This is a genomic window from Nocardia sp. IBHARD005 (assembly GCF_052814245.1).
In genome coordinates, this window is record NZ_CP199935.1 from 4,437,464 (window position 1) to 4,452,982 (window position 15,519).

General features: G+C 67.6%; 14 protein-coding genes, 1 pseudogene and 1 riboswitch. Of the genes and pseudogenes, 6 read left to right on the forward strand and 9 right to left on the reverse strand.

Features of this window, described 5'->3' with window-relative positions; genetic code table 11:
* Positions 1–48: 48 nt before the first annotated feature.
* The 4 genes from ACTWPB_RS20960 to ACTWPB_RS20975 all read right to left on the reverse strand — a co-directional run bounded on the left by ACTWPB_RS20960 (position 49) and on the right by ACTWPB_RS20975 (position 4,891).
* Entirely contained in the window at positions 49–1,935 is a 1,887-nt protein-coding gene (locus ACTWPB_RS20960) for an AMP-dependent synthetase/ligase (protein ID WP_446222277.1), read from the reverse strand.
* Complete coding sequence (locus tag ACTWPB_RS20965; RefSeq protein ID WP_446222278.1) at positions 1,932–2,738, reverse strand: ABC transporter ATP-binding protein; 807 nt, start codon at positions 2,736–2,738, stop codon at positions 1,932–1,934. Before ACTWPB_RS20965 ends, ACTWPB_RS20960 begins: the two co-directional genes overlap by 4 nt.
* Positions 2,735–3,517: an ABC transporter ATP-binding protein gene (locus tag ACTWPB_RS20970; RefSeq protein WP_446222279.1), complete on the reverse strand. Its 783-nt coding sequence runs from the start codon at positions 3,515–3,517 to the stop codon at positions 2,735–2,737. The genes ACTWPB_RS20965 and ACTWPB_RS20970 overlap by 4 nt, the downstream gene beginning before the upstream one ends.
* A 411-nt stretch (positions 3,518–3,928) precedes the next feature.
* Entirely contained in the window at positions 3,929–4,891 is a 963-nt protein-coding gene (locus ACTWPB_RS20975; protein ID WP_446222280.1) for an SDR family NAD(P)-dependent oxidoreductase, read from the reverse strand.
* 222 nt (positions 4,892–5,113) lie between these two features.
* Between ACTWPB_RS20975 and ACTWPB_RS20980 the strand changes: the two genes are divergently transcribed.
* Genes ACTWPB_RS20980 through ACTWPB_RS21000 form a run of 5 tightly spaced genes read left to right on the forward strand, consistent with a single transcriptional unit; the run spans position 5,114 to position 10,423 of the window.
* Positions 5,114–6,442: an NAD(P)/FAD-dependent oxidoreductase gene (locus tag ACTWPB_RS20980; protein ID WP_446222281.1), complete on the forward strand. Its 1,329-nt coding sequence runs from the start codon at positions 5,114–5,116 to the stop codon at positions 6,440–6,442.
* Entirely contained in the window at positions 6,439–7,164 is a 726-nt protein-coding gene (locus ACTWPB_RS20985; RefSeq protein WP_446222282.1) for a DUF1365 domain-containing protein, read from the forward strand. The genes ACTWPB_RS20980 and ACTWPB_RS20985 overlap by 4 nt, the downstream gene beginning before the upstream one ends.
* Positions 7,161–8,477: a class I SAM-dependent methyltransferase gene (locus ACTWPB_RS20990; protein WP_446222283.1), complete on the forward strand. Its 1,317-nt coding sequence runs from the start codon at positions 7,161–7,163 to the stop codon at positions 8,475–8,477. The genes ACTWPB_RS20985 and ACTWPB_RS20990 overlap by 4 nt, the downstream gene beginning before the upstream one ends.
* Positions 8,474–8,968: a hypothetical protein gene (locus tag ACTWPB_RS20995; RefSeq protein ID WP_446222284.1), complete on the forward strand. Its 495-nt coding sequence runs from the start codon at positions 8,474–8,476 to the stop codon at positions 8,966–8,968. The genes ACTWPB_RS20990 and ACTWPB_RS20995 overlap by 4 nt, the downstream gene beginning before the upstream one ends.
* Before the next feature lie 6 nt (positions 8,969–8,974).
* Complete coding sequence (locus ACTWPB_RS21000; RefSeq protein WP_446222285.1) at positions 8,975–10,423, forward strand: SDR family oxidoreductase; 1,449 nt, start codon at positions 8,975–8,977, stop codon at positions 10,421–10,423.
* 189 nt (positions 10,424–10,612) lie between these two features.
* Here ACTWPB_RS21000 and ACTWPB_RS21005 read toward each other — a convergent pair whose 3' ends face one another.
* From ACTWPB_RS21005 to ACTWPB_RS21025, 5 genes are all read right to left on the reverse strand, one after another.
* Positions 10,613–11,065: a MarR family winged helix-turn-helix transcriptional regulator gene (locus tag ACTWPB_RS21005; RefSeq protein WP_446222286.1), complete on the reverse strand. Its 453-nt coding sequence runs from the start codon at positions 11,063–11,065 to the stop codon at positions 10,613–10,615.
* Between the two features lie 185 nt (positions 11,066–11,250).
* Positions 11,251–12,066 (reverse strand): ABC transporter ATP-binding protein, encoded by an 816-nt coding sequence (locus ACTWPB_RS21010; protein WP_446222287.1) that lies wholly within the window; start codon positions 12,064–12,066, stop codon positions 11,251–11,253.
* Positions 12,059–12,793 carry an ABC transporter permease gene (locus ACTWPB_RS21015; protein WP_446226430.1) on the reverse strand — a complete coding sequence of 245 codons (735 nt, stop codon included), beginning with the start codon at positions 12,791–12,793 and terminating at the stop codon, positions 12,059–12,061. The genes ACTWPB_RS21010 and ACTWPB_RS21015 overlap by 8 nt, the downstream gene beginning before the upstream one ends.
* An 82-nt stretch (positions 12,794–12,875) precedes the next feature.
* Positions 12,876–13,847, reverse strand: coding sequence for an ABC transporter substrate-binding protein (locus tag ACTWPB_RS21020; protein ID WP_446226431.1), 972 nt, complete (start codon positions 13,845–13,847; stop codon positions 12,876–12,878).
* Positions 13,848–13,894: 47 nt separating this feature from the next.
* Positions 13,895–14,584: a TenA family protein gene (locus ACTWPB_RS21025; RefSeq protein ID WP_446226432.1), complete on the reverse strand. Its 690-nt coding sequence runs from the start codon at positions 14,582–14,584 to the stop codon at positions 13,895–13,897.
* An 8-nt stretch (positions 14,585–14,592) separates the two neighbouring features.
* Positions 14,593–14,689: riboswitch (TPP riboswitch) on the reverse strand.
* A 193-nt stretch (positions 14,690–14,882) separates the two neighbouring features.
* Here ACTWPB_RS21025 and ACTWPB_RS21030 point away from each other — a divergent pair.
* Positions 14,883–15,426: pseudogene (locus tag ACTWPB_RS21030) on the forward strand (MmyB family transcriptional regulator).
* The last annotated feature ends 93 nt before the right edge of the window (positions 15,427–15,519 follow it).

A 15,519-nucleotide genomic window follows, 5' to 3' on the forward strand; every position in this document is an offset into this window, starting at 1 on the left:
GCACCGCCCCGGCTCCGTGCGCGCGCCGGGTGCGCGAGAATGGCTGGCTCATGCGTCCGCTCTCTCTGTGTGCACCGACAGCAGGTCGCCGCCCGCGTGGTCGGTGGTGTTGGCATACATGTCGCCGATGAGGGAGTCGTAGGCGGTGATCATCGCCGCCCGCTTGACCTTCCGGGTCGCGGTCAGCTCGCCGTCCTCGTGGTCGAGTTCCTTGCGCAGCATCCGGAACTTGCGGATGTGCTCGACGCGGGCGAACGTGTCGTTGCAGACCAGGATGGCCGCGCGGATCAGTTCGACCACCTCGGGCTTGCCGGAGAGATCGTGGTAGGTGGTGTATGGCAGGTGGTGGCGCGAGGCCCAGTCGGCGACCACGTCGTGGTCGATCGCGATGAGCGCGGTGAGATACGGGCGGGCGTCACCGATCACCACGGCTTCGTTGACGAACGGCGATGTCTTGAGCTCGTTCTCGATCTCGGCGGGCGAGATGTTCTTGCCGCCCGCGGTGATCATGATGTCCTTGCTGCGCCCGATCAGCCGCAGGTGCGAGTCGCCGACCCACTCGCCGAGATCGCCGGTGCGCAACCAGCCGTCCTCGGTGAAGGCCTCGGCGGTGGCGGCCGGGTTGCCCCAGTAGCCGGCGAAGTTGCCGGCGTGGCTGGTCTGGATTTCCTGGGTCTGCGGGTCCAGGCGCAGGCCGATGCCGTCGAGGACCTCACCGACGGTGCCGAGCCGTTGCCTGCCAGGGCGGGTGGAGGAGGCCAGCGCGGTGTTCTCGGTCATGCCGTAGGCCTCGGTGACCTGCACGCCCATCGCCAGGAAGAACCGCAGCACCTCCGGCGAGATCGGCGCCGCCGCCGACAGCGCGGTCCGCACCCGGCGCAGGCCGAGCCGTTCGCGCAGCGCCCGGAACACCAGAACCCAGGCGATCGAATACCACAACCGGGAGCGGAGCGTGTGCGAGCCGCCGTTGGCCAGCCGCTGCGTGGCGACACGGTCACCGATGCGCCGCGACACCCGCCACGCCAGCCGCTTCATCGGCGAGGCCGAGGCCATCTTCGATTCGACGGTGGCCCGCATCTTCTCCCACACCCGCGGCACGCCGAAGAACACCGTCGGCTGCACCTCGGCCAGGTCGGCGGAGATGGTGTCGAAGGATTCGGCGAAGTGCACGACCACACCGTGCCCGGCGTTGTACCAGACCGTGAACGCCCGTTCGGCGACGTGGCACAGCGGCAGGTACGACAGGGTCACATCGCGCTCGCTGGGAATCGTGGTGAACAACCCGATGCCCTCGCCCGCCTTCGCGAGGAAGAAGTCGATGTTGGCGACGGTCAGCATCGCGCCCTTGGGCGGGCCGGTGGTGCCGGAGGTGTAGACCAGCGTGGCGAGGTCGTCATCGCTTGTGCCCGAGGCGATCTCGTCGAGCAGATCCGGATTGCCGGCCAGATGCGCGGTGCCGCGCTCGGAGAGCTGCGCCCACGAGAGCAGCCGCTCGTCGGTGTAGTCGGCAAGGCCACGACCGTCGAGGTAGACGATCGTCTCGAGGGCCGGGCAGCGATCCCAGACCGCGACGGCCTTGTCCAGCTGCTCCTGATCCTCGACGACGAGCACCTTCACCCCGGAATCGGTGAGCAGATGTTCGACCTCGGCCGCCGGGCTGGTGGGATAGAAACCCACGCTCGCCGCGCGCAGCGACAGCGCCCCGAGATCGGTGTAGAGCCATTCGCACCGGTTTTCCGACAGCACGCCGACGCGGTCGCCCACGCCGACGCCGAGCGCGGCCAGCGCGTGCGCCACGACCTGGCGCCGGGTGTCGTACTCGGCCCAGGTGATCTGACGCCAGACACCGAGGTGTTTCTCGCGAAGGGCCACCGTGGTGGGGGTGGCGGCGGCGCGGGCCGCGATCAGCTGCGGCAGGCGGCGCGGGGTGCTCATCGGCTCTCCAGCAGAGCTTCGGCCTCGGCGGCGCTGTCGGTGTCGGCGCCGCCGAGGTAGGCGGCGATCACCGCCGGATCGCGGCGCACCTGCTCGGGTGTGCCGAGGGCGATGCGTTTGCCGAAGTCCAGCACCATGATTCGGTCGGCGAGGTCCATCACCAGCCGCATGTCGTGTTCGACCATGATCATCGAGATCCCCATTTCGGAGCGGATATCGCAGAGGAACCGGGCCATGTCCTCGGTCTCCTCGACGTTCATGCCGGCCACCGGCTCGTCGAGCAGCAGCAGCGACGGTTCCATCGCCAGCGCGCGCGCCAGCTCCACCCGCTTCTTGATGCCGTAGGGCAGCATGCCGACCGGGTGGTGGCGCACCGACTCGAGTTCAAGGAACTCGATCAGTCCCTCGGCGAAGCGCCGGGCCGCCAGCTCGGCGCGGCGGGCCCGGCCAAGGAACAGGGCGGCCTCGACAGTGCTGTAGCGCAAGTGGATATGGCGCCCGAGCTTGATGTTGTCGAGCACCGTGAGGTTGTCGAACAGCTCGATGTTCTGGAACATCCGGGCCACTCCGCGGCGGGCGATCGCGTCGGGCCGCAGACCCCGCAGCGGTGTGCCCGCCAGCGTGATCGAGCCTTCCTGCGGGCGGTACACCCCGGACAGGCAGTTGAAGATGGAGGTCTTGCCCGCGCCGTTGGGGCCGATCACCGCGAAGAGTTCGCCCTCGGTGACCTCGAAACCGACGCCGGTCAGGGCGTGGGTGCCACCGAATCGCAGGCTCAGGTTCTCGACAGTCACGATGCTCATGCGATCCAGCGCTTCCTGCGCTTGTAGCGCTTGAGGTCTCGGTAGCTGCCCGACTCCGCACCCAGTCCCAGGTAGAACTCCTGGATGTCGGAGTTCTCGCGCAATTGCGCGGCGGGACCGTCCATCACGATCTTGCCGTTCTCCATCACGTACCCGTGGTCGGCGATCGAGAGCGCCATCGCGGCGTTCTGCTCGACCAGCAGCACCCCCGTACCCGCCGCCGCGATCTCGACGATGAGGTCGCGGATCCGCGCCACCACCAGCGGCGCCAGCCCCAAGCTCGGTTCGTCGAGCAGCAGATAGCGCGGGTGCGCCATCAGCGCCCGCCCGATCGCCAGCATCTGCTGCTCGCCACCGGAGAGGAACCCCGCACGCCCGGTGCGGCGATCCTTCAAGATCGGGAACATGGCGTAGACGCGTTCGAGATCGGGTGCGATAGCAGACCGTTTACGGGTGTGCGCGCCGACGAGCAGATTCTCCTCGACGGTGAAGTCGACGAAGATTCTTCGGCCCTCCATGACTTGTCCGATGCCCGAGCGAACCACTGTGGCGGGTTCGACGTCGGTGATCGAGGTGCCGTCGACACTGATCGTGCCCGCGGCTATGCGGCCGCGATGGGTATCGAGCAGGCCGGTGATAGCCCGCAGTGTCGAGGTCTTTCCAGCTCCGTTGGCGCCGAGGAGGGTCACGATCTGTGCGGGAGCCACGTCGAGACTCACTCCCTTACAGACCAGGATGACGTCCTCGTACACCACTTCCAGGTTGCGAACTTCCAGCATGCCGCTCCCACATCGATACGACGGCCAACCCCGGCCGCCGAATGGTGTGGACGGTATTTGCGGTTTGTCGCGTATGTCGTGTTTTCGCAGAATTACTGAAAAGTAGTATTTTCTTCTCTCGATCCGGCCGGGCCGGTGATGGGTGGGCTCGAATAAGTTGCTGGTCGGCAAGGGTTGAGTTTCGCTAGTGAAACGAAATGGTCTGGAAGGCTGCGGGATTCAGGTGCCTGGCGGCGATGGCCGAGGACGAATTGGCCGAGTTCGCGGCGTGTATCAGCTTTCTTGATGACGATCCGGTGCATCGGCGCACAGCTGGCCGCCTCGAGGCTGCCACTGTGTCACCGAGTGCATCGAAAATGAATCATTAAGTAGGGGCGGTGGCGACCTCGCCAGGGCCGGTCGGGCGTGGGTCTACCCGATCGCGAGTCCGGTCGCGGCGGCACAGAACTGCCACAGGCGATCGCGGTCGGCAGATCTATCGCGGGTGCGTCGCAGGTAATGCTCGGGCCGGATTCTTCGGTCGTGCCAGAACCTTCCGGACGGCAAGCCATCGGTGGCGGCGAGCCAGATCGCGGTGTCCGCGCCATCGGCGGGGGAGCGCAGCAGTGGGCGTGCGAGTGCGTGAAACTTCGGCAGCGAGGTGGCCACGCCCGAGGTGTCCACCCAGCCGGGGTGCATGCTGTGGACCGAAATGCCTTCTCCAGCATAGTGATCGGCCAGGGCCGGGGTCAGTGCGACCTGCATCCGCTTCGACCGTGCGTAGGCGGTCGCCCCGTGGTAGTCGCCGGTGCGGTATTCGAGATTGTTGGGATGCAGAGCCTGGGCGTACATGCCGCCCGAGGACATCAGGATCACCTGGGCGGCCGCTGCGCGGGCCAGCGCGGGAGAGAGCAACTCGGTGAGCAGTAGCGGTCCGAGCACGTGGGTGGCCAGGCAGAGCTCGTGGCCCTGTGTGCTCTCGGTGCGGGAGGTGGGCATGACGCCCGCGTTGTGGACGAGCATATCCAAACGATCGGTCTTGCCGAGGAAGCGGGCTGCGAACTCCCGCACGTCCACGAGATCGGCCACGTCGCATCGTTCGACCTGCAGCGCGGCATCGGGAACTGCCACGGTGATCTCGGCCGCCGCCACGTCACCGCGTGAGGTGTTGCGCACCGCCAGGGTGACCGATGCTCCGAGTCCGGCCAATCCCGCGGCGATGGCCTTGCCGATGCCGGAATTCGCGCCGGTGACCAGGGCGGTTCGGCCCTTCAGCGCCTGCGGTGGGAACGGGGGCCAGGCTCTGCTCCGCACCCGGAAGCCGATCCGGCTGTAGCCGAGGACCACGGTGCGGTCCAGCGTCGCGTCGAGGTGGGTCGGACGGTGGACAGTCATGGATCGCCCCTGCCGGGTCCGCCCCGCCTCGCAGCGTCGCATCGTTTATGCATCGTTTTATGATAGCGTCGAAAGTGTGAGTCGGACAATCCATCGGCTCGGCCGACCGCTGGAGGACGCTATGACCGCAACCTCATCCCGCGGTCGACGAACAGTCGCCGGTATCCCAGCATCGGCCGACCGGCTGCGCGCCGGCGGCGGACCCGAATCGCGGGCAGGGCGATGACCGGCGACCGACAGCGCGTCGCGGTGATCGGCAGCGGGGTCGCCGGTCTCACCGCCGCCTGGGTGCTGGCCCGCACCTGTGAAGTCGTTCTCTACGAAGCGGATGCGCGCCTCGGCGGCCACGCCCATACCCACCGGATGAACGCGCGCGCCGACGGCTCGGGGAAGTGGCTCGGCGTGGATTCCGGCTTCATCGTGCACAACGACCGCACCTACCCCACCCTGCTGCGATTGTTCGGCGAACTGGGAGTGCGCACGCAGGACTCCGACATGTCGATGTCGATCCGCTGCGACGGCTGCGGGCTCGAATACGCAGGCGCCAAAGGGCTGCGTGGGCTCTTCCCGACGCCACGGACGCTGGCCGATGGCCCCTATCTGCGGATGCTCGGCGAGATCACCCGCTTCCACCGACTCGCCCGCGCCGAACTGGACACCGATGGCGACGACCTGCGCACCCTGGGGGAGTTCGTGCGCGTCGGTGGTTTCTCCGCCTACTTCACCGCGCATTTCCTGGTGCCGCTGGTGGCCGCGGTGTGGTCCTGCCCGCCGGACCTCGCGCTGCGCTACCCCGCCCGCTACCTGTTCACGTTCCTCGACCACCACGGCATGCTCACCGTGTTCGGCTCGCCCACCTGGCGGACCGTATCGGGCGGCTCGGCCACCTACGTGCGAGCGATCGCCGAGGGCGTGCAGGAGGTACGGGCAGGAGTGCCGGTGCGGACCGTCCACCGCTGCGCAAGGTCGGTCACCGTCCGCGACGACGCCGATCGGGTCGACCATTTCGACGCCGCCGTGATCGCCACTCATCCCGGCCAGGCGTTGCGGCTGCTGGAGACGCCGACCGTTGCCGAATCCGAGGTCCTCACCGCGCTGACCTACTCGACCAACCACACCGTCCTGCACACCGACGACTCGGTGCTCCCGCGCCGCAGCGGCGCCCGGGCGTCCTGGAACTACCTTCTCCCGCAGTGTGATTCGACGGCCGACGGCGTGCTCGTGAGCTACGACGTGACTCGCCTGCAACGTCTGCACGCCGGTGCGGACCGTAGGTTCCTGGTGACCCTCGGCGACGCCGACCGAGTGGCACCCGACGCGGTCCTGGCCACGATGACCTACGAACACCCGCAATACACGCCATGTTCCCTGGCCGCCCGGCGGCGGCTGCCCGGCCTCGGCGACCACACCGTGGCCTTCGCCGGCGCCTACCACGGGTGGGGATTCCACGAGGACGGCGCACTGTCGGGACTGCGCGCCGCCGAACGCGTCGGTGGACAGTGGCACACGCGCCCCTCGGTGCGCCCGGCCGTCACCCAGCGGGCGACATGACCCGAGCCCGACTGGTACGCACCGTGATTCGCCACTCCCGCCGCGAACCCGTGCGTCATCTGTTCGCCTATCGCAGCTACAGCTGGCTTGTCGACCTCGACGAGATGCCGACCCCGGCATGGTTGTTGCGCCCGTTCGCGGGTTTCGCCGCGCGCGACCATCTCGGTGATCCGTCGGCCACCCTGCGCGACAACGTAGTCGACCACCTGGCACACCGGGGCATCGACCTGCGCGGTGGGCAGATACTGATGCTCGCCAACGCGCGGGTGTTGGGCTATGTCTTCAACCCGCTCACCGTGTTCTGGTGCCACGACGACACCGGCGCCCTGCGATGTGTGATCGCCGAAGTACACAACACCTACGGCGAACGGCACCGCTATGTCGTCGCACCCGAGGCGAATCCCGTTGTCGCCAAGGAGTTCTACGTCTCGCCGTTCAACCCGGTGGCCGGGCGATACCGGCTGTGTCTCCCGGTTCCCGGCACTCGCCTGCAGCTGACGATATCGCTCGAGGGACCGGACGGCCGGACCACCTTCGAGGCCACCGTCCGTGGACTCGTCCTGCCGGCGACGCACCGGACCCTCGCCCGCGTGATTCTCGTGCATCCCTGCGAAACCTGGCGCATCGCCGTGCTGATCCGGTGGCAAGGACTGCGGCTGTGGCGTCGGGGTCTACCGATCGTGTCGCGCACACAGCATCTTTCCCAGGAGGCTCTGTCATGACCATCTCCTCGTGCGGTACACAGCCCACGACATCCGCGCCGATCGCTGGCCGGTGGGCGCACCTGGCCGAGGTGCCCCGCGGCGTCCGTGCCGGTGCGGGTCGCCTGGTCGTGGACGCACTGTTCCGGCGTGCGGTGCAACGACTTCCACTGCGCGTCGAACTGCCCGACGGAACGACCTTCGGCGGTGGCGTCCACGACCCGACCAGCCCGCTGATGGTGCTCCACGACCCGGACGACTTCGCCACCCGCGTCGGCGCCACCGGACTCATCGGTTTCGGTGAGTCCTACATGACGGGTGAGTGGTCGGCGCCGGATCCGGCTGCGGTGCTTACCGTGCTGGCCTCGGACCTGGGACAGCTCGTCCCAGCGCCGCTCCAGATGCTGCGATCCCTCGTCCTGCCGGGACAACCGGCACGGACCCGGGCTACCAGGGCCGGGGCTCGCAGCAACGCCGCGCACCACTACGACCTGTCCAACGACTTCTTCGCGTTGTTCCTCGACGAGACCATGACCTACTCGGCGGCGCTGTTCGATCGGCTCAGCCCCGCCCCGCTCTGGGGCGACCTTGCCGTGGCCCAGCGCGCCAAGATCGATCGGCTGCTCGACGCTGCCGGAGTCGGGGCCGGTACCTCGGTACTCGAAATCGGCACCGGCTGGGGCGAACTCGCCATCCGGGCCGCGCAGCGTGGTGCGACCGTTCGCTCGGTCACACTCTCGGCGCAACAGCAGCGGCTGGCGTGCGCACGCGTGGCCGAGGCCGGGCTCACCGACCGGGTGTCGATCGAACTGTGTGACTACCGTGAGGTCGACGGCCGGTACGACGCGGTGATCTCGGTGGAGATGATCGAAGCGGTGGGCTACGACTATCTGCCCGGCTATCTGACCGTCCTCGAACGGGACCTCGCGCCGGGCGGCCGCATAGCCTTGCAGGTCATCACCATGCCGCACGACCGGATGCAGGCCGGTCGCGCGACACACACCTGGGTGCAGAAATACATTTTCCCCGGCGGGTTCCTCCCGTCGGAAGAGGTACTGGCGCAACTCATCTCACGCCACACCGAGCTCGAGCTCGTGGATCGGGCGGCGATGGGACAGCACTACGCCCACACGCTTCGGCTGTGGCAGGACCGCTTCACCGCCGCCGCCGATCAGGTCGGCGCACTGGGCTTCGACGAGGTGTTCCAGCGGATGTGGCGGCTCTACCTCGCCTACTCCGAAGCTGGATTCCGCTCGGGATACCTCGACACGCTGCAACTGATCCTGCGCCACCGGGACCCGGCAGCCGAGCTCGACGCGGCGGTGACCCGATGAACCCCACCACACCGACTCGAATCCTCGGTGTCGCGACCGCGGCCTACGGTGCCGCCGTCACGGTGTGGCCCGGCATCCTGCTGCGGCCCAGCGGGCTCGGCACCGGCGCGGAACCCGAACTGCGCACCTTGGCCCGGTCGGTCGCACTTCGTGACGTGATCTCCGGAATCGCCCTGGCGACGGCGTCGGGTCCTGGTGCTCGCGCGGTGGCAGCGGTCGTGCGGGTCGGCTCCGATGCTGCCGACACCGCCGTATTCGCCCACGCCATGACAGGGCGACCCGAGCGGGGCAAGACGCTCACGGTCACCTCGGTGTGGGGATTGCTGTGCCTGGCCGCTGTGGTCTACGAGCGCCGCGCGAGCACGCGGTCCTGGCACCGGACGCTGACCGATGATGACGGCCAGGCCGGAGGACTCACCGTCGGGACCGTCGCTCGACGTCGGCACGGCCCTCGCCACCGAGCTGCCGCCACCATCATCGATCAGGAGTGATCTCGCATGCGCTGCGTCGTGTTCGGTGCCACTGGATATCTCGGTGGCCGACTCGTGCCGGAACTGCTCGACGCCGGACACACCGTCCGCGTCCTGGCCCGCGACCCAGGCAAAATCGACGACGCGCCATGGCGCGACCGGGTCGAGGTGGTGCGCGGTGACGTCACCCGCGCCGCCGACGTGCGCACTGCGCTGGACGGGCACGAAGTGCTCTACTACCTCGTCCATTCCCTGGGTCGCGCCGATTTCGAGAACGTGGATCGGGAGGCGGCGACGCTGGTCGCCGCCGAATCAGAACGCGCAGGCCTGACCAGGTCGGTGTACCTGGGCGGCATCACGCCCACCGGCCAGGAGCTGTCCCGCCACCTCGCCTCGCGGGCCGAGGTGGGCGAGATCCTGCTCGGTGCGCCGACCCCCGCCGCGGTGCTGCGCGCGGCGGTGATCATCGGCTCCGGATCGGTCAGCTTCGAGATGCTCCGGTATCTGACCGAACGGCTGCCCGTCATGGTGACACCGCGCTGGGTGCGCAGCCGGATCCAGCCCATCGCGGTCCGAGATGTCCTGCACTATCTGGTGCACGCGGCAGACCTGCCCGGCACGGTGAACGACGCCTTCGACATCGGCGGCCCCGACGTGCTCACCTACGAGGGCATGATGCGGGGCTACGCCGAGGCGGCGGACCTGCCCCGCCGGATGATCATGCCCGTACCCGTGCTGACCCCGTGGTTGTCGGCCCAGTGGGTCAACCTGGTCACCCCGGTACCGCGCGCGCTCGCCGTGCCGTTGATGGAATCGCTCATCAACGACGTCGTGTGCGAGGACCACCGCATCGCCGGCTTCATCCCGGACCCACCGGCCGGGCTCACCTCCTACTCCGGCGCGGTGAGCCTGGCACTACGCCGTATCCGGGATCGTGACGTCCCCACCCGATGGTCCGACGCGGGCCTGTCCGACGCCCCGTCGGATCCGCTGCCCACCGATCCCGACTGGTCCGGCGGATCGCTGTACAGCGATGTGCGAGAACGCGATACGACCGCCGACCCCGCCACCCTGTGGGCCGTCCTCGAGGCCGTCGGCGGCGAAAACGGCTGGTACTCCTTCCCGTTGGCCTGGGCGTTGCGCGGCTGGATCGACCGCCTGCTCGGTGGCGTCGGCCTGCGACGCGGCCGGCGCGACCCCCACCGCCTGCACGTGGGCGAAGCGCTGGACTGGTGGCGGGTCGAGCACCTCGAACGCGGACGGCTGTTGCGATTGCGCGCGGAGATGCGCGTCCCTGGGAGTGGCTGGCTCGAGCTGTCGGTCACCCCGACCGCCGCCGGCGGTGCGCGCTACCGGCAGCGCGCCCTGTTCGAACCACACGGTTTGGCCGGACATCTCTATTGGAAAGCGCTCAGCCCCTTCCACGCGGTGATATTCGGTGGGATGGCCCGCAATATCACCGGTGCGGCCGAATAACCACGCTGACGAGATAGCTGGGCAGACCGGGAAAATGTTCCACGATGGTCCAGATGTCGCGCTGGTAGGTGATGCACGACGACCCCGGCCCGAAAACCGGGTTGGCGGCGCCTCTGTGCGACACCGAGGGCCCGGACAGAAGAAACCTGCCGTGCCACAGTCGTCGGCGCCGGGCCGAGCCTGGTCGAGTCATCGGGACACGGAATCCGCCTCGCCGATTTGGCTCATGATCGCGAGGGCCTGCCGCAGCAGGACGGTCTGCTCGCTGGAAAGCTTGGTCAACCGTTCGGCGAGCCAGGAATCGCGGGTCGAGAACTTGTCGGTCAGGTGTGACCGACCAGCCCGCGAGGCCGAGACGACGATCTGCCTGCCGTCGGACGGGTGTGGCCGGCGCTCGATCAGTTCCAGCTCGGCCAGCGCGTTGATGACCCGCGTCATCGATGGTGGCCGCACCCCTTCCTTGTTGGCGAGCGCACCCGGCGACATCGCGCCGTCCCGGATGAGGGTGGTCAGCGCCGAGCGCTGAACGAGGGAGATCTGCGAGTCGGTGTGGTGGTTGCGCAGAAGGCGGTCGAGTCTCACGGTGAGCAAGGAGAGAGCGCTGGCGATGGCAGCGGTATTCGAGTTCGGTGACACAATCATGAACTTTACGAACAAAACTGCCTGTTGTCCGGGTCGGGGCGGTGTGACCTTCCCCGAGCTGCTCGTGCGCGGAGCGGGATGGCTGAACTATGGACTGCTGCGTATGGCGCAGTCCGCGGACCGAATTCGCGCTCGTCGAGTCGGATGAGCCGGCGCGGGCGCGGCGGGCTGTGCGTTCGCGGAGTTCACCGTTGATCGCCATCGTGTGCGGATGCCCGGCGTGATTCCTCGTGCAGGATGGCGAGGAGTTCTTCTTCCAGCGCGACGAATTCGGGGGAGGTGATCGTGGACAGGTCACGGGGACGGGGCAGGTCGACGCGGAGTTCGCGGCGGACGGTGGCGGGGCGGGCCGACAGGACGATGACGCGGTCGGACAGGTAGACGGCTTCGCGGATGTCGTGGGTGATCATCAGAACCATCCAGCGATATCGCTGCCACACTTCTTGGAGCCAGGACTGCATGGTGGTGCGGGTCAGCGAGTCGAGGGCGCCGAAGGGTTCGTCGAGGAGCAGCAGTTCGCGGTCTTGGACGACGGTGCGCAGCAGTGCGGCTCGCTGGCGCATCCCCCCCGACAGTTGGGACGGTCGGGAGTTCTCGAAGCCGGACAGGCCGAAGGCCGGGAACAGCTCGCGAGCGCGGCGCCTGGCCTCCGTTTTCGGGACGCCCTGGACGCGCAGACCGAGGATGGTGTTGTCGAGGATGGTTCGCCAGGGGAACAGCAGATCCTTCTGTGGCATGTAGGCGCAGTGCGATGCGCTGCTCTCGCCGTCGGTCGCGAGAAACTCGACGCTGCCCGAATCGGGGGATTCGAGCCCGGCCAGCATGTTGAACACGGTGCTCTTGCCGCAGCCGCTGGGGCCGATGACCGTGACGAACTCTCCCGATCGGACCGTGAACGACACCCCGCTCAATACCGCGAGGTCGGGGCTGCGCCGACCGGGCTGAGGGAACGACTTGGTGAGATGGTCGACGACGATCCGGTCGCCTTCGGCGTCAGTCACGTCGGCTCCTGTGCTCCGCGCGCGCCCACGGCGCGACGAGGCGTTCGACGGCGAACGTCGTCAGGTAGAGCGCGATACTCAGCAGCGCTGTCACCACGACCGCGGCCAGCACCAGATCAGTACGGAACGAATTCTTCTGCAGACTCATGTAGATGCCGAGACCGACACTGGCGCCGACGTATTCGGCGAACACCGCACCGACGACCGCGTAGGTGATCCCGATCCGCAACGCGGTGAAGAACCGCGGCACCGCCGACGGCAGCCGCACATACCGGAACACCTGCACACGGGAAGCGCCCATGCTGCGCAGCAGCGCGCCCGCGTCGCGGTCGGCCGCGCCGAACCCTTCGATCAGGCCGATGGCCATCGGGAAGAAGGTGACCAGTGCGACCACCAGGATCTTCGGAAGCAGACCGAACCCGAACCAGATGATCATCAGCGGCGCGATCGCGACGATCGGCACGGTCTGTGACGCTACGAACAGCGGCACCAACGCGCGCCGCAGCCACGGCGAGAAGTCGACGATCACCGCCAGCACCCAGGCCGAGCTCAGCGAGACCGCGAAGCCGATCAGCGTGACCTGCAAGGTGGCGGCCAGGTGGGTGCCGATCTCGTCGCGATGCGCCCAGCCCTGCTCGACCACGCGCAGCGGTGACGGCAGCACCTGCGGACGCACACCACTGGTGGTGACATAGATCTGCCACCCGGCCACGAGTATCGCCACCATGACGATCGACGGCACCGCCCACCGGATTCCCGCCCAGCGGCCGATCCGGTCGTCGGGCAGGACCGACGCGTCTACGGACCCGTCACGGGTTGGCAAGGTAGTCATCGGTGAAATACGTCGACCAGTCGGGTTCGGTGGTCAGTGGTTTACCGTCGGGCCCGTTGAGCAGGCCACTGCGGTACAGGAACCGGGAATTGGCCGACCACTGCTCCACCGTCTGGGTCCCGACTCGGCCGTCCGGGTCTTTCATGAACTGTTCGGCCAGCATTCGCTGACTGTCGAAGACCAGCTTCTCGTCGTTGAACGCGCCCGGGTTGGCGTCGATGAGGTCCTGGGCTGCCGCGTCCGGGTTGTCCGCGGCGAATTGGTAGCCGCGCTGCAAGGCTTGGACGAACTTCTTCGCGCGATCCGGGTTCTCGGCGAGCCAGCCTTCGTTGGCGTCGATCACGATGGCGTAGGAGTCCGGGAATCCGAAATCGGTGTAGCGGAAGTATTTCATCGGGGTGCCGTGGTGTTCGGCCTCGATGCCCTCCCATGCCAGATACGAGACGGTGAAGTCCGCCTTTCCGGAGTAGACGGCTTCGTAAGCCGACGATCCCAGCATGACGGAGGTGAAATCGCCGGTGCCGCCGTCGTTGCGGATAACCTGCGCGAGCGACTCCCGCTCACCCGGGTCACCGAACCCGGCGTAGGTCTTGCCGTCCAGATTCTTCGGGCTCACGAGGTCGGTACGGTCAGCGCGGACGCCGATCCCGGTCGCCCAATGTTGCAGGGGCGCGAGAACCGACTGGATCCGCGCACCCGATGCGCGGGCGAACGTCGACGAATTGTGGGTACTGATCCCGAATTCCGCGTTCCCGGCATCGACCACCGTGTCGACCGAGGTGTTGTTGTACGGCAGTACCTGCACATCCAGACCGGCGTCGGCGAAGTAGCCGCGCTGCAACGCGACATACAATCCGGAGTGGTTGGTATTCGGTGTCCAGTCCAGCGCGAAGCGGATGGTCTGATCGGAGCCGCCGCCCGAACCACACGCGGTGAGCACCGACAGCATCGTGACGGTGGTCGCGACAACCGCGAGCGCGCGGCGTATGTGCCCGTTCACGCGGCAGGCCAGGGCTGCGGGTGCAGGGCGGTGTCCCAGAACAGCAACTCGTAGCGCACCGCGAGGGTGAACGCCTTCTCCATCGCTTCGCGTTCCCGGTCGCCTGCCGATTCGGCGGCCGCGTCGACCAGTGATCGAGCCGTCGACGCGGCGTTCTGGAAGTCCTCGGCACCGTAGGTGGTCACCCACTGGGCGTACGGGTGGGCGGGGTCGGCGGCGATCACCTTCGCGGCACTCGCGGCCAGGTCGCGGCCCACTTCGGCGTAGATCCAGAAACAGGGCAGCGCGGCGGCGGCGGCGACGGCGTAGGACTCGGTCGCGGCGGCGGCGATCAAATAGGAAACATAGGCCAGACAGGTCGGCGAATGCTCCGGTTCACCCTGTCGTGGCGGCAGCGCCCCTCCGGTGAGCAGCTGTTCGTGCATGGCCGATTCGACGGCGGCCGCATTCGCCGACGAGGTCGCCCAGAAGGCCGCGGTCTGCGGGTCCGGGGACTTGGCGGCGAGTATCGCCAGCGCCTTCGAGTATCCGGTGAGGTACAGCGAATCCTGTTCGATGTAGGTGCCGAACACGTCGAGCGGTAAGGTGCCCTCGCCGAGCAGGCGCAGGAATTCCAGATCGTCGATCGCGGCCCGCAGGGCTTTCGTCCGGTCCCAGAGGTGGTCGGTGAATCGATGGGTATTCATGGGGTGGGCGCGCAACACCGTGACATCCCTTCGTCAGCATTACCTGAACAGGTTCAGCGGGTCTGTTCTCAGCCTCGCGGTTGCGAGACACCCCGTGTCAGAACTCGACCGACCCTAGCAGCGGCCACCGACACGCGGGGAAAGGCCCGAGAGCGCCGGGTCGTAGTCGTCGGGCCACCGTTCGCGGGCCCGTGTCAGCCGGGTGTAGCGGCCGCCGTGTCCAGGTCCGGCGGACCGCGGTGCCGCGACGAGTTGATCGACTCCCATAGAGTACGGGTATCAGCAGCCGGGCCTGCCGATGATCTTGGACCAGCTCTCGCCGCTGCCCGCCGTGCTGCTCGATTCCAAGTACAGCGTCCTGGCGCACAACGACGCCTATCGCGCACTGTTTTCCCAGCCTCACCGACGATGGCAGCAATGTCCTGCGAACGGTGTTCCTGACGCCCGAGTGCTGTAACCCCTATCAGCACAACATCGTTGACAAGCGCCGGATGGTCGCCTACCTGCGTGGCGCCTACGTCCGGCACCTCGATGACCCGACGTGGCAGGCGCTCGTCAACGAATTGTGTGGGGCCAGTGCCGAATTCGCCGGAATGTGGGCGCGCAACGATGTCGCGGTGCCGGTGAACCTGATCAAGGTGATCCAGCACCCCGCGGTCGGCGAGCTCGCGATGCATCTCACGATGATGGCGTTGCCCGCCACCGACGGCGAGTGGATCCAGATCTTCACTCCGGTCGACGCGGCGGAGGCAGCGAAACTGTCCGTGCTATGGGCGATGTCGGACCAAGCGCGGTTGCGCCCGGTCGATGAGCACCGGCGGCGGTTCCACGCAGTCGTCTGACCTGGGGTAATTGTGTATGTCGGCGGGTGTCAGATATCCGAAATCGTCAGTGCGTGCAGAGAACTCGCGAATCGAACTCCTCGGGTACTATCG